The sequence below is a fragment of the Dawidia soli genome (assembly GCF_018598185.1).
Taxonomy (GTDB): domain Bacteria; phylum Bacteroidota; class Bacteroidia; order Cytophagales; family Cyclobacteriaceae; genus Ohtaekwangia; species Ohtaekwangia soli.
Window position 1 is genome coordinate 1 of record NZ_JAHESC010000050.1, and the last position, 23,583, is coordinate 23,583.

The following is a 23,583-nucleotide window of genomic DNA, read 5'->3' on the forward strand; positions in this document are numbered from 1 at the left end:
GGGCGCGGAGAGGGGTATAAGAGACCGGTCTTATTATCGTAACCGATCCTCACGACAGTTGACCGGGCGGCGTTTGCCGGAACTGACCGGGTTTGCAACCGTGCAGGACAACGCGCCGGTGACCGTGCAAAATAGTGGACTGGAAGTCCTGTTAAGCGCGACCCTGATCGATGGCGAGCATCTCTCCTGGACGACTTCCGCCAATGTGACGATACCGCGCACCAAACTCGTGCGCTACGATGGTCTGGCCCAATCTCCTAATAATGTCCGCTATATGATCGGCAGTCCGTTGGATATAAGATTGCTCTATCGCTACACCGGCATCGACCCGCAGACAGGTAGGTTTACCTTTGATGATGGTAACAATGACGAGCTGGATTTTACTGACCGGTATCCGGTGGCGTATGGCCCGGAGCTTTATGGCGGCATCGACAACGTGATCCGCTACCGAAATTTCGAATTGTCTCTCCTATTTCAGTTCGTCAAACAAATACGGCAGGATGTGATCGCATTCTTTCCCACTCCCGGTGTGCGGAACCATAACCAGCCTGTTGAAGTCATGCAACGCTGGCAAAAGCCAGGGGATGTTGTCCCGATCCACCGCTTTACACAAAGCCCTGGCGGTGTTGTGGAATATGTTAGCGGCATTAACGTCGGCGATATGACCTATAGGAACGCTTCCTATATCCGCCTGAAAAGCGCGGCACTCTTTTATACGATTGCAAGCCCCGTATTGCAGGAAAAAATGAACATCAAAACTTTACGTGTTTTTGTTCAAGGGCAAAATCTGGTCACGTTTACCCGGTATCGTGGCTTTGACCCGGAAAGTCTCATTCCAGAATTTTTGCCACCCCTACGTGTTTTGACGGCTGGAGTAGAAATTAAACTATAATCCATGAACAAGTTCGCCACTATCGTAATGGTCCTTTTGCTAACAGCGTGTGAATCACTGATCGAGATTGACGGCCCTGACGATGCATTCACGAGCCAGACGGTGTTTGAGGATGATGCCACGGCAACGTCCGCCATCCGGGGTGTTTATTCTGAAATGGCCGCAATGCCGTATTTCTCGAATGGAGGAATCGTGTTACTGACGGGGCTATCAGGTGACGAGCTTATACCCTTGAACGAAGAATATACCGGCTTCTATCGCGCCGATCTCAAGCCCGATGAGCCGCTGCTGATGAACTATTTATGGCGGCCTGCTTATAGCATGATCTATAATGCGAACGCCGCGCTGAAAGGGTTGAATAATTCTCGCGGAACCACCAAGGCCGTGCGCAGGCAACTCATGGGCGAGGCCTTGTTTATCCGGGCGTTTAGTCATTTCTACCTGACCAATTTATTCGGACCGATCCCGCTATTGACCGAGGAGAGCTTTGAACGCAACGCGTCAGTGCCGCGCACCAACCCAAGCATCGTGTACGACACGATAGAGGCTGATCTGATAAGGGCCCGTGATCTGTTATCCGAGGATAAATTTGCCTTTACCGGGGGCGAACCGGGCCGCATCCGCCCGACCTCCTGGGCGGCCAGTGCCTTGCTCGCCCGCGTTTTGCTCTATCGGGGCAAGTGGGAGCGGGCCGAAGCCGAAGCGTCGCGGGTGATTGCGCGCGAAGATCTTTTTTCGTTGCCGAGCATCCACGAGGTGTTTGGCGTTTCCAGCCCGGAAGCCATCTGGCAGCTACAGGCCAACACACCCGGGATGGGAAGCTGGGATGCCATGCTGTTTCTGCCCGTCGATGGCGCGCTTTCCATGGCCCTACAGCCCGCCATGCTGGAAGCGTTTCATCCGGACGACCAAAGACGCATCGCCTGGATTGGTAGCCTGAATGTCGGTGAGGACGTGTTCCACTATCCAGCCAAGTATAAAAGTCAGTATAGCCAGACAGACGAATATCACATGGAATTCCGGCTCGCTGAATTATACCTGATACGGGCCGAAGCACGGGCAAGGCGGGACGATCTGCCGGGGGCATTTGCCGACCTGGACATGATCCGCGTCCGGGCCGGGTTGCCGCCGCTCGCCGACTCCAGCGACGGCTATACCGTTGAGCACATAATTGCCGCCATCCAGGAGGAACGCCGGGCAGAACTCTTTGCCGAGGGCGGGCACCGCTGGATGGACCTCAAGCGTCACGACAAGGCGGGTGAAACACTAGGCCTCCTGCCGGGTAAAGACTGGCAGAACACGGATGTTCTATACCCGATCCCGCAATCGGAGATCGAAGCAAACCCCAATCTGGCACCACAGAATGACGGGTATTAATTATACCAAAACGGCTGAACGCACGTGGTTCCTATCTTGCTATTATAGGCACGTCCCTGTAGGCCCGTCGCATAAATAATGATCGTACATGGAAAACTTGCCGCTGCCGTGGAACAGCCGGGCTGCATGGTTGAGGGATCGCCCTGCAAGCATTGGTTTGTCGAGATGTCTTTGCCGTAGATGATCGTCAAGGCATCGCTGTTTTGCTGGCCCCCAATCGCGCCAGCGGCGGCAATGGCAAATGCCACTGTTACGAGGATAAGATTATAGGATTTCATAGAACCGGAATTTTAAGGTGTACATCACTAAAGATACACCTATAAATTTCCCCTATGCAGACTATTTCATAGTCCTTTTAAGGAAGTATCACCTGGAGGATAATAGCAATCAAGGAGACGATAATGGCAATAACTACTTTAGTCCGCTTAGTCGATTTTTGCGATCGGTAAGGCCTGGTCAAGCCAGGTCTTACCTCATTCATGGCTTAGTCGAGAAATGGAACTAGACAATCCGCCATATTATCCGAATGTATGAACGTCTTTATAATGCTTTCCATCCTGATATACGCACCTTCTTTTACATCCCATAAGAACTTCTCCTTCATGTAGTGACCACATCGTTTCGAGTATTTCGCCGCCGGATTCATCCACAGCAGATTTTTTCATTGGCTTGATGACCTGAACGCGGTTGATTTCGTCCACTTCTTCGACAAGGATTTCATCTTCAACCAGGTCAAAATGTTTGTGCAGCAACGTTATCCCAAAGCGTTCGAGTTTACCAAATTTTCTCAAAACGTCCCGGACTTCGGCCAGACACTCTCGATCTGTGTCATTGATTGGATTAATTTCAGAAACGTCGCGGAGCTGATTAAGCGCCAGATATTGGAGTTCATTCATAGAGTGAGGGTTTATTAGTGAATTTGAATATACTAAAAATTAACGTGATATATGGCATTATTGCCAGAAATGGTTAAGGCATAAAAGCCGGGGAGAGCATCATGGTTACCTATCAAATACAGCATTCCAAGTCGGGAGACGTTTGCATGTCAAAATCACCCCAGTTTCCAGATTTAGTAGGATTTGGCTTTGACCGAGATAGCGCATTTGTAGATTTTATGGAGAAGCTTGCGTTGGAATTGAATGCTATCATTGCCCGTGGCGGCGAGTTTCCAAAATCCAATGCGAAACGCAGCAGGACATCGGGAAGCGGACTATTAGGTATCAATACCGCTATGGCGATCAAGATGCATCTGCATAACGTTATGCGGAAAAATAAGGTTAGCCGGGGCGATCTCGCCCGCATGATGGCATTGACAGAAGAAGATGTTGATTCAGGAAGCTGGCATCTCGAACATATTCGAACGCTTGAACCGAAATCTGGAAAAGTTGACTATAAAAAAGTGCATCGTCTATTAGATGTTCGACACAATTCGACCTTGACTGAGCTTGAAGAAGCGTTTCGATTGCTTGACTGCGATATAGATTTTGTCGTGTTGTCGAAGCATTCGGCAAATAAAAGACCAGTTTCCAATATTTGAGGATTAGCCTGTTTCTGATGTACAGAAACAGGCGTCCCGACTTGAATGTGATTACAGACTATCGATGTAGTCGGCCCATTTTTGCATCATTTCGCGTCGTTCGCTTAGGTACTGCGCACGATCGTAAGCACGGTCCACTTCATTTCCTGGTGCATGAGCTAGTTGACGATCCACAACCTCATGCCGGTAGCCGAGTTGTTCTTTAATCGTCGTCATAGCCAGGGAACGAAATCCGTGCCCCGTCATGCGGCCTTTATATCCCATACGTTCCAGGGCTTTCAAAATAGTGCCGTTGCTCATGGGCTTCCCTGGTTTATAAACACTTGGGAAAACGAACTTGCTGTTTCCTGCATATTGTCTTTGCTCACGCAGAATTCCAATCGCCTGTCGTGCTAAAGGAACGGTATGGGCTACACCCATTTTCATGCGATGCGCTGGAATAAGCCATTCCGCCTTTTCAAAGTTGAATTCGTCCCAGGTCGCCTCAATCAGTTCACGCGTTCTGACGAATGTAAGCAACATGAGAAGGATGGCCAGGACGGTAGGGCGGAACAGTCGCGCGATATTCCCTTTTATTGCGCTCAGGAGCCCCGGTAGTTCGTTCGTCTTGATTGACGCAAAAGGCGTTGAACGATGTCTTCTTAAGACGCCTTTCAATGCAGGAACAAAGTTATATTCTCGGCGATCCGTCTGGACGGAGTAGTCCATGACTTGGCTAAACGTCTGCTTGACTTTTTTGGCTGTTTTAAAAAGCCCACGACTTTCCAAGACCCTTAGTGCCGGGATAAAGTCGGATGCCTTTACTTTGCCAATGGCCATGCGGCCAATCTTTGGGAAGACATAGGTTTCCAGGTGATACAGTTTCGTTTGTGCATACTTTCGACTCCAGCGGCTTTCCCATACGGCCCACCATTCGCGCGCAACAAGTTCTACGGTTTGGCTTGCGTTGAATTGCTCTAAGCGTTTCTGCTCTTTTCTTTCATTTGAGGGATCAATACCGAGAGAGAGAAGTTTTAAGTTGGCATCACGTTTCTCTCGGGCCTCAGCTAACGTCACAATGGGATATTTCCCCAATGCAATACGGTTTTCTTTTCCGTTAAACGTATAACGTTGCCGCCAGTGCTTGTTCCGATTTGGCGATACTTCCAGATAAAGGCCAGCGTTATCATTGAGTTTGTAGGGACGTGGACGAGGTTGGGCGTTTTTGCATTCCGTGCATGTGAGGGTCATTTTTTATATTTCTCTCCAATGACTTATCCACACCAGACGGACACAATTTCCTACGATTACCATAATGTAATTACGTCGGAGGAATTATATCCGTTTTTTGACCCGGATTTAGAGCCGGATGGCGTTGGACTGAGTTGAAATTTGGAGAGCTTATATACTAGATAAGACCATGAAATCGTGTCTTTTTCTAGAAATTCCCTGGACGGCTATAAACGTCCTTGGTTTACATAATGGCGGACAGGAAGTAAATCGTAATTGAACGCTATGCCTTTAATTTGAAAGGAATGTTTTAGTTCGATTTATTTTTCTATCCGTTTTTTGACCCGTGGAAATTCTGAATGTAGACAATCTTAGCTGGACTACAAACTCTCCGCTACGATGAAGAGTATATTTATTTTGTGCCTCGTTGTCCATCAAAGAAAAAGGCTGCCGAGTTTTCTTGGCAGCCTCACGTTCATTGGAAATGGCTACTTTCTGGGTTTTGTAGCAGCTTGATGATGTCGCTTTTTCGCCAGCCTATCGCACGCTTTCCCAGTTTTATCGGGCGTGGGTACATTTGCAATTTTATTCCTGCCCACCAGCTTGATCGGCATACAGGAAATAGTTTGAGTACTTCGGGAAGGCGCAGATATCCCATTTGCTCCAGGTCACTTTTGTCCATGCTTATGCAGCCTCTATTGTTGTTTGGGGGAGGCGGTCTTAGCGCGGTCATCGCATAGAGTGGCAGAAAAACGCCTTTTGTTAAAGATGTAGGATACGCACCAAAGGCATCGGAAAGTGAACAGGTGTTTCATAAAATGTACATGCACCGGGCCAGAATGGGCACGGCAAATCAAAGGGCAGATGCTTCCTCGACTTGCAATCGCCGCTTGACATACATGCGTGGGCAATTGAGAGTCAAAATCATTAATGGAATGCCATATAGTTTGACAGGTCGGAATGCGAGGACTATTCAAACCGCGTCTGCTTGATTCAAGTGTGTCCCAGCCGGATTCCTTGAAGATAACTAGGTGATAAAACGAAAGGAATTTTAAGTGAAACGAGAAGCAACCAAGGGCATCCTCATGAACAGAAAACAGGCTGCAATCTACGTGAAAACATTGTTTCCTAAATGGGATACTACAGCGGCAGTGATGGCGGTGTGGGACAGCATCAAACGTTATGACTTCAAGCCGTTCAAGATCGGCGGCCGCGTGCATTACTACAAGCACAATATCGACAAGGGCTTTGAAGTCCGCCTGGATCGATAAGGGAAATTAGAGAAAGAAGCTCGGCAAAGCCTCTTTCTCTCTCCGTTCAAAATCAACATTCAACCTGTGTGAGATCGCTCGATGAAATTCGAACAGGCGAAAGCTATACCATTGTCTGAAATTCTTGCTAAGCTGGGAATTTCCCCGGAAAAACAATATGGCGACGAGATTCAGTATTTGTCTCCATTCCGGCAGGAGAAAACCCCCAGCTTCTACGTAAACGCTAAAAAGAACTCGTGGTATGACCACGGCCCTGGCATCGGGGGCGGTGTTATCCAATTCATTGAAGAACTGCTAAAGAGCCAGGGGGTGGATAACACCTCGCATGACGTGTCCCGTTGGCTCGACACGATCATAGGCGGTACATACGCACCAGGGTTATTGCCAGTATACAGCAGAGAGCCGTCGCCACCGAAATTTATCATTAAGAAGATTTCTCAAATCGAAGAAGTCGGTCTTGTCAATTATCTGAGAAAGTGAGGCATATCCCTAAAGGTTGGAAAAACATTCTTAGAGCAGCTTCGCGTGCAGAATCGAGAGACAAAAAAATACCGGGTTGCGTTGGGATTTAAAAACGAGGACGACGGCTACGAGCTGCTTGGGCCGCAGGGGAAGTCATGCGTAAAACCAAAGGCTATCACGTTGATCCGTGGAACAATGACCAAGCCGTCTGGCGTCCATGTGTTTGAAGGCGTCATGGATTTTTTGTCCGTCATGGAACAGCGCAAAGGGACTGGCCTGATGAACGACGCCATTGTCCTGAATTCTGTTTCCCTATGCAGGCAGGCAAAATCATTCATGAAGAAATACGGCTATGGTTATGCCTACACGTGGCTAGATAATGACGCGGCCGGTCGAAAGGCACACGACGATCTCGCTTTGTTCTTTCAGAGCGAGCGTATGACCCATCGGCCTCAGAATAATCGCTACGAGAGCTACAAAGACGTGAACGATCATCACATGGCACAAATCAAACGCACCATCCATGAATTGAAAGGGGAGTAATATGGACGAGACTGAATTGCACCCGCTTTATAACGTGCCACAAATCCAGGTTACATACCGGCATCCGGTGCCGATCTTTCAACGGCCGAAAATCCGATGCTCGGAAGACGCGGCCAGGATCGCCCGGGAAACGTGGGATGTAAACCGGATAGAGCTTGTCGAGCAGTTCAAGATTTTGCTGCTTGACCGGAATTATAGCTGCCTTGGAATATCAGAGATTGCCACCGGTGGCATTGCAGGCGTATTGACCGACCGCAGAATAATCTTTGCTACCGCTCTCCTGTCAAAGGCAACCAGCATCATTCTCCTGCATAATCACCCTTCTGGGGTGTTAGCAGCGAGCGAGCCAGACAAAAAGATGACAAGGGAATTGTTCGCGGCGGGCAAGGTTTTGGACATCCACGTAGCCGATCACATGATCCTTACGTCCAACAAATATTACTCGTTCGCCGATGAAGGGATAATGCCAGATTGATGAGGCTTTATGGTGAATGTCATCTTCGGCATGTAGGAAATGTCGATGGCCATTAGAACAGCGAATTAAACTCAGTCCAATCTTTTTTCTGTGCCAGCCGTTCTTTACGAAAGAAATGAAAGGCAGGGCCATTGTGTTGTCACAATGGCCGTGTTCCCTGCCTTCGGGCTCCAACACGGAATACTTTAAATCCCCCAAACCATCCAGACTTGCCGCATATATGACTAAGTATTATATCGGAAAAATCTTATACAGGATCAATGTAAAAGTGACACGGGTATTTTATTCGAATATGTTTGAAGCGGTAATGTAATACTTTTTATTTGAGGTAATGTCGTATTCGAATCACCATTGGGATTTCTCCTTTTGGACGATAACAAAGACACCTTCCGAATTGATATATCCACGCGGCTGGGTTGCAGCGCCGGACTTGTTCATTAGGGCTGCCGGAGCAAGCCCGGACATTGGATCGAAGTGATCGAGGTCAGAGAAGATCGGCGGCACCCGTACCATTCCGGCCAGTGTGACGATCATTGCGCCGGATTTTGTGCGAAACAATACGTCATCCGCCGCAAGGCTTTCAATCTGGATACTATTCGGATCAAATGCTTTAAATTCTGGGTCAATGAGATCGGGAAGAGTAACTAAATGGCCTTCCGTATCGACAAGACATTGCTTTCGGTTCAACATCACACCGGAAATGGCGTAGCCGGAAGCATTGAACGGTGATGGTTTTGGAAAGCTGGATGAATTCTCACTGGTGATCCGCGCAGCGCCTTTCGGCATCCTGATCTTTAGTGCCCCCGTCTTGTCGATATAGCCATAGGGAAAATCGGTTACATTGTCCGCCGGAACGACGTAAGCTAACCCGTTGCTGAAATCGCCCGGTTCTCGGGTGTACTGAAACGGAATAATAGTCTTGCCTTTTTCGTCGATATATCCCCATTTCACGCCGGATTGATCGGCCATTGCAACGGCTGCAAGACCTTCTGAAAACTGATGAAATTTTTGGAATGACTGGGCGAGGAGTAGTTTTCCGAATTTGTCATGAATGCCTTTGCTCGAAATATAAATTGATCCGGCGGCTTCCGGCGGCGGAGCGAGCGCCGCGTCGATCACTGTTTCCTTGCCGCTCCGATCGAGCAATACCGTTTCGGCACGGGGAGCAGATCGGGTTGCCAATGCGTACCCGTTTTTTGTAAAAGAATGAACGCGCAAGTATTTGCAAGCGATGACTTCCTGCCCAAGCTCGTTGATAAAGCCCCACTTTCCGCTTCTTTCAACGGGGCACAAGCCACGCGAAAACCCTTCCATGAAGGTGTATCTGCCGTAAGGGATGACAAAATCGCCGTTCACATTGATGATTGCATATTGCCCGGCCTTCGATACGACCGCGTAGCCGTCGCGAAACGGCATGTTCAGATCAAACTCAATCGTTTTGGCGTCAGGTGCGATAGTGCCGGCCTGGGTTTGAGCGTGTCCATTCATGGTCAGCAATAGAAAAAACAATGTTTTGGGGATGAAAAATAGTTTCATACATGATTTGCTTTGAGGTTTTTGAGAATACTAGGCGATGAAAGCCGCTTCTTTCGGGACGCATCAAAAATAGGAAAGTATTGCAAATAATGTATCAAAAATGGTGTATCAAAATTGGTGTAACAATTTAGAGGTGCGAACGGGAACTTCACTTCGTGAAAGAGGAGGAAATCTTAGGCCATTTGGTGGAGCGTATTGGCTCTAAATTGAAAGAATTGCGGAAAAAGAAGGGCTATAAGAGCTATGAAAATTTTGCATTCGACCATGATTTGCCCCGAATGCAATACTGGCGCATCGAAACCGGCAGGACCAGCGTCACCCTGAAAACCCTCGTCCGGATATTAACGATCCACGACCTTACAGTAGAGGAATTTTTTCACGGCCTTTATCTCGAATCCAGGAGGCGTAAGAATCGGTAGACATTTTCTTGGAACCAAGTGCTCCGAACAAAGGCATGGCGATCAAGTAATATTGTAAGAAATGTATAACGAACTTCTTGTTCTGTAGTCAGGATATAGTACCTTCGCAAGTATAGAGCCCATCTATTTTTCCGAAATAAACTTCCGGAAAGTAGATGGGATTTTATTTTTAACTAAGATGTGAATTTGCATTCAGCTATGTGAAGTCACCTAAATAAACTAATATGCCCTCATAAAGTATTCGAGATTATGCGTTGCAGATTGCACCTGCTGGAGAATTTATTTCTGGCGAAACCGACGATGGAAGATCATTTGATTTCCCCTCGATTAAAATTCACCCTGGGGTGGCCGCCGTTGTGCTATTAAATGTGGAAAGAGAAAATTAGGTCGTCTAAGCAGGAATGAGGCCTATCGATTTACCGGAGATAGTGCAACAAGAGTCAGTCACCAACCGTTTATAAGCGGACGCTTTAAGTATCTCTGTGCATTGGCGAATAATATTTTGGTAAAATGATTATTTGCCGTATATAATTTCGATGCTGGTAATTGTTAGTATTTGTGATTGTGTAGAAATTTATTACCTTTGCTTGCCCCCTCTTATGCTAATTTTAAGCGTAGAGGATGGAGCGATTTTTTTATAAATCCCTAAACCCTAGGAGAGAGTTGATGATGTCGTAGCCGACAGCTACTCAAACGGTTTGGCACTAGTAAGATGGAATTTTGGGATTTGTACGCTTTGCATGTTTGTCTTGGGTTATTTGCAGATAACTCGGTAGCTCAGTCAGCTTTGACCCTTTATGGTTTAAAGGCTTTTTAGTAACGAAAAGCGAGATTTTGATGTCAATATATTAACTGGTCAGATTTCCAAATTAGAACTATGGAAGTATCGACGATATACAGGAATTTCGACATCGATATTCACATTAAAGATAATAATGAATCTTCAACCGCAGGCACCAAACGTAAGAGGGGCAAGCGAAAAGAGTCGTCTACATATCGTATTGTTGCAGTACCTCAAGAAAATTCCAGTGCGGTTATAAAAGAAACGGAGATAGGTGTGTTTGACCGGCAGGAGAATATTATTCGGTTATATCGACGGGATATAGCCCATTTATATGCGGAAGTGTATTCTCGGCATGTCGAAAGTATATGGGATCAACTAAGGCTCATATCTGCAGCGGCATTAATGCCCTTGATGAGGTCCATTCTGAGGCTTTTAACTCCAAAGCCTAAAGCATTTATTGCGATGAATCCTCATGGCACCATTTATGCACAACAAGGGAAAAATCTGAAATATTTATTTTACAATTCGAGCATTGGAAGCGTAGAGCGAGATCGTGTAGTAGAAAAACACTCTGCTTTTACAGCAAGAGAGTGGTACAACGTATTTGAGATAGATGAAAGCGATGTAAGTTTTGCGGCCGAAGAAAAGATCGCAGCTAACGCGTTGCGTAATATCATTGGTAACCGAAAAAGCACTATAGTTGAGATACTTCCTGACGCGGACATTAAAAAAGTGGCGGAAACTGCAAGGCAGCGGGCTTGGAAAAGTTTAATGGCGTCTCAGGAAAAGAAAAGCGATTTACAAGGTCACATTGATGCCCACTCAGCTTATATATATTGGATTTTATCGGACATCAGAACGGACATACGGAAAGATTCGAACGACGAATCCCATAAGCATTTAAAAGATTTAGTGGGTAAGTTAGGCGAATTGACATTTCCGCAAATCGATGGAAGAGTGCAGGGCAAGTCTAAAGAAGCGGCCGGTCAGGCAAACGTAGGGGTAAATAGAAGGGAAGGAATAGTGATGCAAGAGAAAAAATATTTAAGTGTCATTTTTAAAATTATCGATCAGGATGTGATGGTCCGTGCCTTTGATCTAATCGATGAAACCAAAAAGAAAGAAGAATTTAATCTGAGTAAAGACGAACTATTCAAAAGAATAAAGAAGGAACCTGAAGAAGGGGACATGATCGGTTTGACATTGAAATACAAGGATAACGCACCCTTCGATTTTGACGCACATATACTGTCGGATAAAAAAGAAATTAACCTGTTAAACCAGAGAACTAAAATTAATGCTAAATTGAGTCATTATATAAAATATTAAAAAGACTCTACGTTAGCTGATGAACTACATTACGTTCAATGATGTTTCCGCGGGAGATTCAATCGTTGTACAGTTTGGTGAGAAAGAGGAAAGAAAAATTGGATTAATTGATTTTGGTGTTAGATATCCAAAAAGAACTGGCATATTCGACGGCGCCCGCAGAGTAAATCCTTCAAAGCAGTTTCTTGAAGACCATGAGGTAAAAGAGATCGAATTTCTAGTAATCTCTCATCCTCACTCTGATCACTATGAAGGCCTCGCTGAAGTTTTGGAATACTGCGAAGCAGAAAATATAAAGATCAAGTTGTTGGTTAATCCCTTTTACCCGCTGCCGCAGTCATATTTTTTGTATAACAAATCTCTTGGTAAAATCATTTCTGCTTTTAGGAATAGCGTATACATTAATAAAATCATTCCAGGTGCAAATGGGAGGCATAATAATAGTGAGCTGGGCGAACTATTAGCACTGATCGATAGGGTCTGCGAACAGAAGCTGGTTGAGTTAAGAAACTCCATTCCCATAAATTGGGAGATAAAAATTAGCGACGATATTTCGTTTAAAGTACTTTCTCCTAATTACCAGGAGTTTCAGAGATTCCAGAGAAAAACGACGGGATTTTGGTCTCTTTTTGGATTGTTGAAAAGATACGACAGTGGCGATTTAATCAATTCTCTATCCATTGTCCAAATTATCAGGATAAAAGACTCTGTGATTCTGCTTACAGCCGATGCGCCCATCAGCGTATTGAAACGGGTATTGGAGGAGCAGAAAGAAGTAATTAGTAATTCTCAGTTTCTTTTAATACAAATACCCCATCATGGCAGTGGAGCAGCGGCTTATTTTGAAGCTCAGGCTTGGAGCGATATTGTAAACCAATCTACTAAAATGGCGATTGTATCAAACGGCATTCACGGCGGATATACTCATCCACACGTCAACGTAATACGGCATATTGATGGCTGCCAATTCGCCGTGTTCTCTACCAATCATGTTTTCGGAATATTAGATGTTTTCGGTGAAAGCCATACTGCCAATACGAAAGGTGTACAAAAGTTTAAATTTGATGGCGCGTCGATCGCTAAAAGTTAGCTTATGAATTTAATTGAAGTAATAACGCGAAAGAGTCTTGGGCTTTTGCCCAGGGCTCTTTTTTCAGCGCGAAGGCTCGATGGAAATTTCAAAGATAACGGGTTGCGTCTCATTGACGATTTCCGCATAGCGTGGGTCGGCGCATTCGATGATCCGAGACGTACTGTTAAACACATCCCAGAATAGCAGCTTTAGCTTGTATCCTTTGATCGTGATGGTGTCGGATGTAAAATATAGGGCCAGAACATTTGGGTCGCTGATTGGATCGTACTTGATCGAGACGAGATAGGCATAGTTGAACGACTCCAGCTTGCCGTCGGGCCACATCACGGCGAGATTTCGGTTATGTCCGACATGTCGGTAATTTTTTTCGTCCGGCTTGGCTGTTTCTCCAGGTGTGCTATCCGGTAATTCCTTTTCTGCCGGGTTGTTCTCCCGCAGTTGGTCGTATTTCAGCTTAAATCTCTGGTTCTCGCTCATACGTTCTTATTTTTTCCTGGGCTGGTTTTTCACGGGGTTTGTCTTTTGTGGCAGGGTTTGGCTGGCGTGGCTGAGTTTGCCGGATGATGGTGTCGATCATCTTGTCCACTTCCTTTTCGTCTTTAGCGACAAGCTCCAGCGCGGATTGTCGGTCACCTGTCTCTTGGACGCGCAGGAATAATTCGGCCTTGTCGTCCGTATAGATATGTGCCCGATCCCGGCCACGCGAGACAGAGACATAGAACTGCTTAAAATTTGCCGCGCCGAAACTGGAAGCGCATTCTGAAAAAAAAATATATACCTCATCCACCGTCTTACCTTGAGATGCATGGCTAGTAACGACGTGGGCATGCGCAATGTGGCCGTAATTGCCGGGCAGGGAGTAATTCTTTTTGCTGACGCTGTTTCGAACTTTGATTGTGCCGTCTTTCTTCACGGCCAGCACCTCCAGCGTCTGTCCGTTGCTCAGGCGCGTCTTCCGGTTGTCGAAGCCCTCACGCGTGATCCGAATTTTATCGCCTTTCGACACATCCATTTCGGAACGTTCATAGACCTCAAACCGCTGCGCCAGATTGAGCGGCAATCTGAGCGCCTTTTGCTTGTCATCTACAATTTCAACCTGGTTCCCTTTGACCTGCCGGACGGTCCAGGCACTGCCCCGTTTGATGCCGGTCACATTCTGGTTAAATCGGATAATCTGGCCACCCTCATAATTACGACTATCCATCTTCTGCGCTTCCGTATAGTTCAGATTGGAAAGTCGCGGCACGGTGATTTCTTCTCGACCGAGCATTTTTAATTCGCGTAGCCGGCTGCGAATTCCTTTGGTCAGCTTTTCCCCTTCTTTATGAGTCGGTGCGATCACTAAGGCCGACTTTCCTTTCCGGAGGGTCTCGATATACTCGGTGACCAGACGGTTATCCGGACTATCGGGATCAATGGTTTTGATCGCGTCCATCTTGTCCAGCTTGCCAAAGGCTTCCTTTACACGACCATCGGCCAGGAACTGGACCGCCTCCCGATACTCCGCATTCTTTTGACGATGGATACGATTGGCCTCTGACGGGCGTATACCGGCCACGTTGTTCAGGATTCGCAGAGCATCGCCACGTACCACCGATGTGTGTTGAAGCGGGTCCCCAACCAGCAGAAGCCTCGCGTTTTTCTTGGTCGCAAGGTCGAGGAGACCGATCATAGAATCTGTCCCCAGCAATCCTGCTTCGTCGACAATCAGGACTTGCCCTTCAAGGTCCGTTTGCATCTTTTTATCGACCAGGAGACGGGCGACGGTTTCTGCATTCTCAAATCCATCCGCACGCAACGTGTTTCGGCTGGCTTCGGCACTTGGGGCAACAATGGTTACGCGCCGCTTCGTTTTTTCAATCAAGGCAACCGCCTCTTTCAGCATGGTCGTTTTACCGGCCCCGGCCGCACCGCGGATGATTGAAACCCGGTCTGGGGTAGTCAGAATATGGCGGAGTGCATCAGCCTGTGGCCCGATGGCCTGCAAGACAGGCAGGCGGGTATAAAGCGGGCTCAAAACACCTTTGCCGCTAACAGCAAGTTCGACCATGTGCTTTTCTTTGGCCAGGACCTCGCGCGTTGTGCACATCACGTTATGCCCTTCGCGCACGCGAATGATCCGAGGATCGGCGGCAAGCGCATCCTTGATTTGCTGCGTCGTTATACCGGGTTGCCCCAACGCATAGCGGTACGCTTCGCGCAAGATGTTTCGTTCGGACATGACAGATGCCCGCTCGAAGCAATGCAACACGGCATGGTCAATGACCATTTGCGGGTCCATGACCGGAGCGCGTGGTTCTTGCGGACCGGCGAACCGGATTTTCTCTTTGCCTTCATCCTCGCTCATGCCAAGGGCATGAATCTGCCGTCGCCAATCCTGTTTCAGAGCAGCCATCGTATGGCCCTTTTGTTTCTTGGCGCGGGTGCGGGCTCCGAGCTTGTCAAGCTCCGCCGGGTCGGTGATGCCTTTCTCCTTGGCGGCACGTTGAACTTGAAATTTTCTTTTTGAGAAGGCATCAATCACTTTTGTAGGGACCCCTTCTAATTCAAAGGCAGTTGGCGTTTTGCGTATGCGATAGCCCAGTGCAACCAAATTATCCGCAAGGCGCTTATGGAAGGCGGCCTGATGGAAGGGGCGGTTTTTTATGATCTCCCGAAACTTCGCCGCTTTGTATTTTTGTTCCTGGTCATCCCACGTGGCATTAAATACATAGCAATGACAGTGTAATAAAGGGTCCGGCAACGCCCCGTCTACCGGTCTCGCAACATGATGGAAAAATTCTCCCCATGCCAATTCGCCAGTGTCCCGGTCCTGATAGCTACTCCGGTTCGTCCGAATGCGTGTTCTGCAATCCGCCTCGATTTCCTCCATCGTACCGCGCGCCGCCGAGATGAAGGCTTCCAGAATATGATCGTCGTCCGACAGCGCGTGTAAAATGGATGCACTTTTTGGAATTTGAAAACCGACATCCCAGCCGACGGTCCGGTTGGCGACATTTCGGGGTGTGAGCTTTTCACCGGTAATCGGGTGTTTGTTATCGCATAGCGCATAAAACGCATCCCGGGTCACGGCCTCGCCAAGACCCAACCGGGCCGCGAGCTTACCCCGGAAACGTCCCGGTTCTTCCTGATCGCTTATATAGTAGTCGGACTTTTCCAGCCCTTGTTTGAAGTATGACTTTGCGTGAGCCGCGTTGCGACTCTGTACAATCCGTATCATCGCGTGGGGGTATAGCCGCGCTTAGTCGGCGGGTGGGTATAATTCCGTTTTTGTTAATGCTATTCTGCTGGAGCCACAGGGAAGGGCTGGCTAAGTACCGCGTTTTCGCGTGTCCCCAAGCACAGCCCTTTTCATAATCATTTTTGGATCAGACTTGTCCCCCAAGCAGAGCTTAGGGGGTATCAAAGAACGTTAAACGGATCTTCGTCCAGCGCGCTAAATGAGTGGATAAAACGTTCCCGGTCTGCGCGGCTCTCAGGCTTGCGGCTGCGGAAACGGAAACCGTCAATTCCGGTATCATCGACAAAAGCTCTGAATTGATTTTTGCCTGCAATAATTTCGTCGGCTTTATCCAACACAAAATTATCACCGATCCGATAGGCAGCGACATAGCTGAGAGAATAGAGGATGCTACAGACGATAATCAAATAACCGACGGGCTGCCAGAGAAGGACAAGGCCGACTCCGGCAAGAAAGCACATACCCGGCTCGTACAGGGTTTCTATGCTTCTGGGCGTTGCGACACGGCCAAACAACTTGACTTCGGAAAACCACGGATCAATTTCGCCGGAGGACAAGCTAAAGCGGCTGAAATCAAAGGTATTGGCATCGCGCTTTATCTCTCGGTTGCGTTTCAGGCTGAACGATATGAAAGCAGCAATAAAAGCATACCAGCTTATCATATCCCAGTTGAGGGACGGCCAGATAAAGACATGTCGCTTCATAAACAAGAAAGAAAAAAGGGAGTCAGCGACAGGGCCCACAGCGAGCAAAGTTGCAATCGTAATCGCGCTGGCAAGAGAAAAGTAACGCTCACCCATATCACGACGCAAGAACACTTCCAGGAGCAGGCGAGGCCATGAACAGGCTGATACGAAAGAATTCGACAGAAAAGAATTAATCACCAAGCTTCTGCGATAGGCAAAGCGGTAGTACATGTTTTTTTTCATAGGAGTATAAATTTTAGTGTTTGTTTTCGGTTGGTTTTGGGGAGGAACAGGAGGACTTGTTTTGTTCAGGGAAGCCCTGGACAGACGCCTCGTTTGGCGTTTGCCTGAACAGGACTTTGATGGCATTGCGGCCCGATGTGAACGGTTTTCCCAGGCGGTGTAAAATGGCCTCGATGACAAAATTGTTGTCTGCACCACCATTCATAAGCCGCATAAAGCCCTCTGGCCTGAAAACCCGTTTCAACTCCGGAGTTGTGCTTCTGGATTGTGAAGAATCTCTCCCGACGCTGAATGAATGGGTGGGCTTTTCATCGTAGGCTTCGCCAATCAGTTCGGAGGCATAACGGTTGGTTTCAGCATCCGAGTTTGCGTGAAAAAACTTCGTATTGAAATTTGAGAGAAAGCTATTGACCTTGGCCGTCGCCTTAATTCCGCCCATGTTCGCGTAATACGACGCGAGATTTTGGGTTACATAGACGCTTGAAATTTTGGCGCTTCTGGACGTGCTGAGAAACAGCGGATCGTATTCGGTAATGAAGTTGTGCGATTCATCGGCGAAGATGAATAGAGGGGGGGTGTCGTTATATACCGGCCGTCTTTCAAAGGCACGCTGAAAGCAAAACTTGACGAGCGTCTGGGCATCCCGCCCGGCCTTGTCAAATGTTTTGATAGGCAGGTCAACCAGCAGGATTTTGCCCTTCGTACAGTCTTCCGGTGTCACGGTAATTCTGCCGCCACAGAACAGGCTATAAATTGGTTCCTGCATCAGTCTGCCAAGGAACGTAATACAGGTGAATTCCACGGTAGACCTCGTTTTATCCGCCAGAGGGATAAATTGCCGGGTAAAGAACTCATCCACCATCTTGAGCGGGCGCATATCGCGAATGGCCTTTTCCGCTTCTACCTCAAACCTGTTTCCGTCGATATATTCCTGAACCACCGAAGGACCAATCCTTTCCTCCCATTCGTCGATCTGCTGATTGATCTTGTTCTTGGCAATGCTTAATGCCTTTGAGAACGGACTTTCTTCATCCCGCGATCCAATGTCTTTCGGTATGGATTGCACGATGTCGTAAAGATGCTGAATCGTAATACTGCCGTATGCGATTTGGCAAAGCTGTAACAAATTTCCGATCAGCGTATCGCGTGCATCATCCCAAAAGGGATCACGACTGCTTCCGGCGTCTTTCTCATTGCTGGCATTTATTACAGTGCGGATAACATGAAGGATGTTGTCCGTGATGGACAAGCCAGCAGGCTTGTGAAGGGATTCGTAATTAATGAAATCGAAAGCATGGTCGCCGAACGGTTCAATCACCACCAGGTGATGGGATCGCCCTGTCAGGCTACAATATCGTTCCCACATCTTGCGCTCGGATTTCGCCGATAGGATAAGCCCGCCGAATCCGGCGGAAAGATACTTGCACACCAAGGTTTCAAAACTTCCCGAACTCTTGCCGCTTCCGGTTGCGCCCAAGATCAAAACATTCTCGACCGCATTAGCGATTGTCCAGTATTCCGTCTCTCCGGGCTCTGATTGAAAGCCGAGAAGAGGTTGCTCCAATGAAAAAGGATGTATGTTCATAAATCGTGTTTAGAGTGTTGTTTTGAACCTTTATTCCCGCTCGCGTTCCTTGTCTTTTTCCTGTCCCTTATCTTTTGACTTGTCTGGCGATGCTTGTTTGTCGGCTTTTTGATCTTTCAGCCAGTCAGGGCGGTGGCTTCGGAATTTTTCTTCCGCTTGCTGTTTTTGATCGGCACGCAACTGGTCTCCCTGTTCAAAGGATCGGATATACTTTGGGCTTTTTTTGTATGCCTTGGGCGGCTGTTTTTTTTGCTCCTTTTCTTCGCGGCGTAGCAACTGCATTTGTGCTTTTTCGTGCGTATAACGTTTCACACCGGCGCCCAGGCCCATCATAAAATCGCTCCTGCTTTTGAGGTTGCGTATTTGATCCGCGATCTCCGGGAACTCCTTTGCTACGATATATCCGTAGTTGAAGCCACGCAAATAGTGACTGATTTCTTTGTCATCATCCATGTTTGAAATCGTTTAATTAATGCTTCTTGTTTGAATGAGCGCTTAAATATGCTTCGATGCTTTCGCGATCGTAGAGGATCAACTTTGGTCGAGGCTGCGTGTAGCGGATAGCATTTTCGTCACGCAAATTTTGGAGCGTCGTTTTAGAGCTTATATCAAGAAGTTTCATGGCTTGTTCTGGGGTAATCCACTTCCAACTCCGCTCTTCGGCTTCTTTCACGCGCAATAAAACCTTGTCGATAAGAACAAAGAATGCCTCTTCCTCAAGACAAATGACTTGCATAGCGGTAATAGAATTATATATGATGATGAATTACAGTGCTGACGTGATCCAGACGCGATACGTCATGAGAAAGGAGGGGGCTTGCCCTGCGGCAAGCCTTACCTTGTTGGCGCTACTTCTTCTTCCGGTTCTTGAAGTCGTAAGAAGAGTTCCAGCTTTGACCATCATTCGATTTGATACTTTGCTGGGTAGAAGAAAAATGAAGGATAGAGGTCCCCTTTTGCAAGTCGCCGTTGGAGTTTGTCTGATAGCCTTCTGCATTCGCCTGTTTTACGACCTCGGCGCGGTCGCTCTTGTTCAGTCCCATAATTGTTATCGTTTGTGATTATTTGATTTTGTTTTCGATGATCTGTATTCGCATAGCTTCTCGCAATTCAAGGGCGATCCGAAAAACATTCTCCTTTTCGTCGCTTGCCGTAACTCTTCAAGCGATTTTGGAGCAGACTGGACAATGTTGTTCAACGACGCTGAGGCAAATCAAAGCGATTTAAGCCGATAACACGTAATCTCTGAAAAAGAGTCTTTTTCTGAAAAATCTGAGAAAATTAGTAAAAGTCAGATTGTCAGCTGGTTATCCGAGAAAATCATCATCCAAAGTAATCTTTACTGAAACAAGCTTTGATATTTTCCAGCATCCATCTTCAAGCTTAAGGACGCATCGATAAGTTCTTTCGCGTGACTCAACGACATCCTTTGGAAATAACTTGTTCATCAAATTTTTTGAACCTTGAGTTTCAGGGGCAAGCATAATCAACAGATGATAGGCAAGTCTTGGGTCGAATAACTTGTATAGTTCAACGTTATCCAGTTTGTTTCCTTTATCCAGTTTCTTCAGGTCATGAGTTATTTTTTTTAAATTTTCAATGAATGTTTTAATGTCCTTAATTCTCATCTTTGTCAGGTCAGAAATCATCGGATTGACCTTCATTTGTATCAATTCTTCGACATAGAAATCGCATTGAAACATGTCCGGCGGATAAAACTTTGAATTAAAAATCTTAACATCAGTAACACCTTTAAGTCGCTTCCAATCTGTCATCAAGAAGTCGCGGCGAGATCCATATTGGTCAATGCGATAGGTATTCGAAACGCACCTTGTAAGGCGGTCGTAATCCGCGTCTACGACACTTTCGAAAAAACTTGCAATTAATACTTTTGCTTTTCTTGCAGGTCCTATTTCATCAAGGATATCGTCTTCATCACCTGGCGGCAATGAGTGCTCGATTTCAACTTGCATGATTTCATCTTGATGCGTGGCTATGAATGCATCAAGCAAATTCCCAGCAAGATGTTGACTGATGGGAGCGGTTTTCTTTCGGTGTCTTGAGAGCGGTGTGGATATACCTATATATTCCAATGCTCGAACCAACGCTTCATGGTTTACTCGACCTTTTACTGTTGATCCGGGTTTCATTTGCCCGAGTTTCTTGGAAAAATAAAACTTGCTTTGCGCGTTCGTGCCGCCAAACACCTTTTTAAAAAAGTCTTCCGTGATATCATCCCAAAGATTTGTTGTGCGAGGCGGTGGCACGTTTTTTTTAATGTATTCCTTTTCGATTATTGCGTTGCATAGCTTATTATAGAATACAGTGTAAACAGACGAGTTAACTTCTATCATAGACTATAGGGTTAATTGATCCTCATTGCCTGGAGTATCCAAAATTTTTGAATCATTAATTTGTTTTATGAGATAATTAGTTTGTGCCTTGAAATCTTTGAGATGAGACTTCACACGGTGTGGCGAGCTATTTGTATACCGCTCTAATTTGGGATCAAAGTGTTTGAAGAGCGTTTCGATGTTCTCATTTACATGAATGAGAGCATCCAAATATCCCATGGCTTTTTCCACACCGTTCTTCTTCAGATACTTTTTAAAGTTTTTATAATCGATAGGATCTGGACGTTTTTCGTCAGCCATGTTCCCACTCCGGTTGCTCTTATTTGTACTGGACAATAGCCCAAAAAGTGATTTATGTAAAGCGAAAAACTTGTCATGATGATCTATATAATTCATACATATAATTAATTTCGTGTCGTTTATTATTCCCGGCCCAAGCTTAGGAATTTGGCCAAACGCACTCATTCATTAACAATATAAGAAATAGACCTCTCTCGCCCATAAGCGGTGATAGGTTCCGCTCCTTTCAACAAAAGGAGTCGCATGAGTTCAAATCTTTTAACCAGGGAATTGATCGCTAAACTGAAACAGAACGGGTTGACGCCGGACGAGGATGTGCCACCGGTTGTTAAACTATTCGCGCCCGGCACAGATGCAGCGTGGCTGCTTCGGGACGTGGTGGAAGACGACCCCGACATTGCATTCGGCCTATGTGACCTGGGCCTGGGATTTCCGGAACTTGGCTATGTATCGCTTGCCGAACTGGAAACCTTCCGGGGCCCACGGGGCTTGAAGATTGAGCGGGACTTATATTTTGAGGCCCAATACCCGTTAAGCGTTTACACACGGGCAGCCAGGGAATGCTGCGCGATCACCTTCGATCCTGAACTGCTAAAGAGGGCTGCCGAACTAAAGCCGGAATAGCTATGAGATAGGAGGGAAGGCGTGGTGCTTGCATCACGCCTTTTGATTTTTGCGGGTCTTAGGCTGGCCTGTGATTTTTGCGTTTGCCTTATCCAATGCCTTATTATTGAGCTTTCTTGTATAGTGTTTGTCTATAGTTCTTATATCTTCATGCCCAAGGCCGGAGGACATAGCCCTAATATTTACACCCCGCTCCAGCCCAACATCAGTCCAGGTATCCCGGACGGTGTAAGACGAGCCTTCCTTGATGCCAGCTTTTTGACACAAAACTTTAATGCGCTTATTGAATACGCGTAATTTTTCGGCTTTGACCTCATGTACTTGTTCCGTCGGAATGTCCGGTGTGAGGATAGGGAAGATATAATCGTCAGCGGACTTGCCTTGGATGTGCCGTTGAAGAATTTCCAGGGCCTCATCGCTCTGTTTGATGGAGAACGTATCTTTCTTTTTGGCGTTAATGGTCTTTTTCCGCGAATAGCTAAGTCGCTCACCGTCGAATTTCGAAACGCGAAGCAGCGCCAAATCAAAGAAGTTCATCCCCATATTATTGAACATGGTCAAAACGAAATCCCGCGCTTCGAACAATCCGCTGCCGGGTTCAAGGTCCAGCTTGCGTAAACGATTAAGCTCTTCCATGGTCCACGGCTTTGCCTCGTTTTCGTAGCTGCCTTTCTTTATATCCTCCAGCGGACTGTGATTGCCCAGCTCGTCTTTATGCGATTTTGACGCATCGTTAAAAAAGACGTTTAAGCTCCGCAGATAGATGCCAATAGTATTCTTTCCACACGTCTTAGCCAGGTGTGCCTTAAAATCTTGCATCATATCCCGGTCTATGGCGATGATTGGCAAGTCGTATACAGTGTATTCGGGTAAGACTTCGAACCCCTTGGTATCCTCACCCTTCTTCTGTTTGTGACTTTCCTTTAGAATATCCTTGTTGTACAGGGTTTTGATGTCTTCGGGTTCCTTATTCATCTGAACCATTCTGTATCGGATAAAGGCTTTCAACGCGCCCTCATAGGAGTCGGCCGTTGTAAACCGCTCCTCAGCGCATAAGCGGTACAAGAGCTTTCCCGCCACCGTGAGCAGGGAAAGCTGGAATTGTTCTTCGAAAAACTTTCTTTCGATTTCGGCCTTTAATTTCGCAACCGACCAAAATTTGATTTTTGGGCCATTTTCGGTGACCCAAAGGTCTGTTTCGGCAAGAATCCTTTGAACGCGTTTTGTATTCTGGACAGCATTTAGGATTCCCGTGACCTTCCCGGTCACGGGATCAAAATTCTTTTCATGGACCGCAATATTAAAGGGGATGTCCCGGGTCTTCCTTTTATGCCCAATCCGTAAAACAACCGGATAGCGTTTGTCCACGTGGGTGTGATCTTCTCGTTTGTCGAGGGTAATTTTTATGGTGGTCATAGAGTTTTTTTTCGGCGTGCTTTCGGCGTGCTTTTTCTGAATCCGTGCGGATTATCTACCTTTGTGAAGGTAGCGATAATCGCTGAAATAGAACACTTTAGAGTTTTTCGTGAGTGCGGAATTGGTGTGCTCCCCTGACTGTTAATCAGAGGGTCCTTGGTTCAAGTCCAAGAGGAGGAGCTTAAAAACAGCCACTTACAGTCACCT

The 23,583-nt window shown here is 46.8% G+C and carries 26 protein-coding genes; 11 read left to right on the forward strand and 15 right to left on the reverse strand.

Going from position 1 to position 23,583, the window contains the following annotated elements; genetic code table 11:
* A partial coding sequence (locus KK078_RS25075) for a SusC/RagA family TonB-linked outer membrane protein (protein WP_254093081.1) occupies positions 1-892 on the forward strand: 892 nt, incomplete at its 5' end.
* 27 nt (positions 893-919) lie between these two features.
* Positions 920-2,269 carry a RagB/SusD family nutrient uptake outer membrane protein gene (locus KK078_RS25080; protein ID WP_254093082.1) on the forward strand — a complete coding sequence of 450 codons (1,350 nt, stop codon included), beginning with the start codon at positions 920-922 and terminating at the stop codon, positions 2,267-2,269.
* Here KK078_RS25080 and KK078_RS25085 read toward each other — a convergent pair.
* Both KK078_RS25085 and KK078_RS25090 read right to left on the reverse strand, forming a co-directional pair.
* The gene (locus tag KK078_RS25085; protein WP_254093083.1) at positions 2,266-2,547 is read right to left on the reverse strand and encodes a hypothetical protein; all 282 of its coding nucleotides are present in this window, start codon (positions 2,545-2,547) and stop codon (positions 2,266-2,268) included. The genes KK078_RS25080 and KK078_RS25085 overlap by 4 nt on opposite strands.
* A 240-nt stretch (positions 2,548-2,787) precedes the next feature.
* Positions 2,788-3,165, reverse strand: coding sequence for a hypothetical protein (locus KK078_RS25090; protein ID WP_254093084.1), 378 nt, complete (start codon positions 3,163-3,165; stop codon positions 2,788-2,790).
* A 101-nt stretch (positions 3,166-3,266) separates the two neighbouring features.
* On the opposite strand from KK078_RS25090, the gene KK078_RS25095 reads away from it, so the two are divergent.
* Positions 3,267-3,806 (forward strand): hypothetical protein, encoded by a 540-nt coding sequence (locus KK078_RS25095; RefSeq protein WP_254093085.1) that lies wholly within the window; start codon positions 3,267-3,269, stop codon positions 3,804-3,806.
* Between the two features lie 51 nt (positions 3,807-3,857).
* On the opposite strand, the gene KK078_RS25100 is transcribed toward KK078_RS25095, so the two are convergent.
* Entirely contained in the window at positions 3,858-5,036 is a 1,179-nt protein-coding gene (locus tag KK078_RS25100; RefSeq protein ID WP_254093086.1) for a tyrosine-type recombinase/integrase, read from the reverse strand.
* A 454-nt stretch (positions 5,037-5,490) separates the two neighbouring features.
* Positions 5,491-5,748: a helix-turn-helix transcriptional regulator gene (locus tag KK078_RS30885; RefSeq protein ID WP_394370593.1), complete on the reverse strand. Its 258-nt coding sequence runs from the start codon at positions 5,746-5,748 to the stop codon at positions 5,491-5,493.
* 322 nt (positions 5,749-6,070) lie between these two features.
* On the opposite strand from KK078_RS30885, the gene KK078_RS25105 reads away from it, so the two are divergent.
* The 4 genes from KK078_RS25105 to KK078_RS25120 all read left to right on the forward strand — a co-directional run bounded on the left by KK078_RS25105 (position 6,071) and on the right by KK078_RS25120 (position 7,766).
* Complete coding sequence (locus KK078_RS25105) at positions 6,071-6,286, forward strand: DNA-binding protein (RefSeq protein WP_254093087.1); 216 nt, start codon at positions 6,071-6,073, stop codon at positions 6,284-6,286.
* Between the two features lie 81 nt (positions 6,287-6,367).
* Positions 6,368-6,766, forward strand: coding sequence for a CHC2 zinc finger domain-containing protein (locus tag KK078_RS25110; protein WP_254093088.1), 399 nt, complete (start codon positions 6,368-6,370; stop codon positions 6,764-6,766).
* 45 nt (positions 6,767-6,811) lie between these two features.
* Positions 6,812-7,291, forward strand: a complete 480-nt coding sequence (locus KK078_RS25115; protein ID WP_254093089.1) for a toprim domain-containing protein — start codon at positions 6,812-6,814, stop codon at positions 7,289-7,291.
* Position 7,292: 1 nt separating this feature from the next.
* Positions 7,293-7,766 (forward strand): JAB domain-containing protein, encoded by a 474-nt coding sequence (locus KK078_RS25120; RefSeq protein WP_254093090.1) that lies wholly within the window; start codon positions 7,293-7,295, stop codon positions 7,764-7,766.
* 345 nt (positions 7,767-8,111) lie between these two features.
* Here KK078_RS25120 and KK078_RS25125 read toward each other — a convergent pair whose 3' ends face one another.
* Positions 8,112-9,302: a WG repeat-containing protein gene (locus KK078_RS25125; protein WP_254093091.1), complete on the reverse strand. Its 1,191-nt coding sequence runs from the start codon at positions 9,300-9,302 to the stop codon at positions 8,112-8,114.
* Between the two features lie 155 nt (positions 9,303-9,457).
* On the opposite strand from KK078_RS25125, the gene KK078_RS25130 reads away from it, so the two are divergent.
* The 3 genes from KK078_RS25130 to KK078_RS25140 all read left to right on the forward strand — a co-directional run bounded on the left by KK078_RS25130 (position 9,458) and on the right by KK078_RS25140 (position 12,924).
* The gene (locus KK078_RS25130) at positions 9,458-9,721 is read left to right on the forward strand and encodes a helix-turn-helix domain-containing protein (protein ID WP_254093092.1); all 264 of its coding nucleotides are present in this window, start codon (positions 9,458-9,460) and stop codon (positions 9,719-9,721) included.
* Between the two features lie 877 nt (positions 9,722-10,598).
* The gene (locus KK078_RS25135; protein WP_254093093.1) at positions 10,599-11,834 is read left to right on the forward strand and encodes a hypothetical protein; all 1,236 of its coding nucleotides are present in this window, start codon (positions 10,599-10,601) and stop codon (positions 11,832-11,834) included.
* Positions 11,835-11,853: 19 nt separating this feature from the next.
* Positions 11,854-12,924 (forward strand): ComEC/Rec2 family competence protein, encoded by a 1,071-nt coding sequence (locus KK078_RS25140; RefSeq protein ID WP_254093094.1) that lies wholly within the window; start codon positions 11,854-11,856, stop codon positions 12,922-12,924.
* A 63-nt stretch (positions 12,925-12,987) separates the two neighbouring features.
* Here KK078_RS25140 and KK078_RS25145 read toward each other — a convergent pair whose 3' ends face one another.
* From KK078_RS25145 to KK078_RS25185, 9 genes are all read right to left on the reverse strand, one after another.
* Positions 12,988-13,404 (reverse strand): hypothetical protein, encoded by a 417-nt coding sequence (locus tag KK078_RS25145; protein WP_254093095.1) that lies wholly within the window; start codon positions 13,402-13,404, stop codon positions 12,988-12,990.
* The gene (gene mobF / locus KK078_RS25150; protein WP_254093096.1) at positions 13,382-16,147 is read right to left on the reverse strand and encodes a MobF family relaxase; all 2,766 of its coding nucleotides are present in this window, start codon (positions 16,145-16,147) and stop codon (positions 13,382-13,384) included. The genes KK078_RS25145 and mobF overlap by 23 nt, the downstream gene beginning before the upstream one ends.
* Positions 16,148-16,329: 182 nt before the next feature.
* Entirely contained in the window at positions 16,330-17,097 is a 768-nt protein-coding gene (locus tag KK078_RS25155; protein WP_254093097.1) for a hypothetical protein, read from the reverse strand.
* A 13-nt stretch (positions 17,098-17,110) separates the two neighbouring features.
* Positions 17,111-18,682, reverse strand: coding sequence for a type IV secretory system conjugative DNA transfer family protein (locus tag KK078_RS25160; protein WP_254093098.1), 1,572 nt, complete (start codon positions 18,680-18,682; stop codon positions 17,111-17,113).
* Between the two features lie 30 nt (positions 18,683-18,712).
* Positions 18,713-19,135: a hypothetical protein gene (locus KK078_RS25165; protein ID WP_254093099.1), complete on the reverse strand. Its 423-nt coding sequence runs from the start codon at positions 19,133-19,135 to the stop codon at positions 18,713-18,715.
* A 16-nt stretch (positions 19,136-19,151) separates the two neighbouring features.
* The gene (locus KK078_RS25170) at positions 19,152-19,418 is read right to left on the reverse strand and encodes a helix-turn-helix domain-containing protein (RefSeq protein ID WP_254093100.1); all 267 of its coding nucleotides are present in this window, start codon (positions 19,416-19,418) and stop codon (positions 19,152-19,154) included.
* A 112-nt stretch (positions 19,419-19,530) separates the two neighbouring features.
* Positions 19,531-19,725, reverse strand: coding sequence for a hypothetical protein (locus KK078_RS25175; RefSeq protein WP_254093101.1), 195 nt, complete (start codon positions 19,723-19,725; stop codon positions 19,531-19,533).
* 264 nt (positions 19,726-19,989) lie between these two features.
* Entirely contained in the window at positions 19,990-21,036 is a 1,047-nt protein-coding gene (locus tag KK078_RS25180; RefSeq protein WP_254093102.1) for a hypothetical protein, read from the reverse strand.
* A 3-nt stretch (positions 21,037-21,039) separates the two neighbouring features.
* On the reverse strand, positions 21,040-21,336 hold the full coding sequence (locus KK078_RS25185; RefSeq protein ID WP_254093103.1) for a hypothetical protein: 297 nt from the start codon (positions 21,334-21,336) through the stop codon (positions 21,040-21,042).
* A gap of 243 nt (positions 21,337-21,579) precedes the next feature.
* Here KK078_RS25185 and KK078_RS25190 point away from each other — a divergent pair, with 243 nt between their 5' ends.
* Positions 21,580-21,960 carry a DUF2958 domain-containing protein gene (locus KK078_RS25190; protein ID WP_254093104.1) on the forward strand — a complete coding sequence of 127 codons (381 nt, stop codon included), beginning with the start codon at positions 21,580-21,582 and terminating at the stop codon, positions 21,958-21,960.
* A gap of 33 nt (positions 21,961-21,993) precedes the next feature.
* Here KK078_RS25190 and KK078_RS25195 read toward each other — a convergent pair whose 3' ends face one another.
* Entirely contained in the window at positions 21,994-23,376 is a 1,383-nt protein-coding gene (locus KK078_RS25195) for a tyrosine-type recombinase/integrase (protein ID WP_254093105.1), read from the reverse strand.
* Between the last annotated feature and the right edge of the window lie 207 nt (positions 23,377-23,583).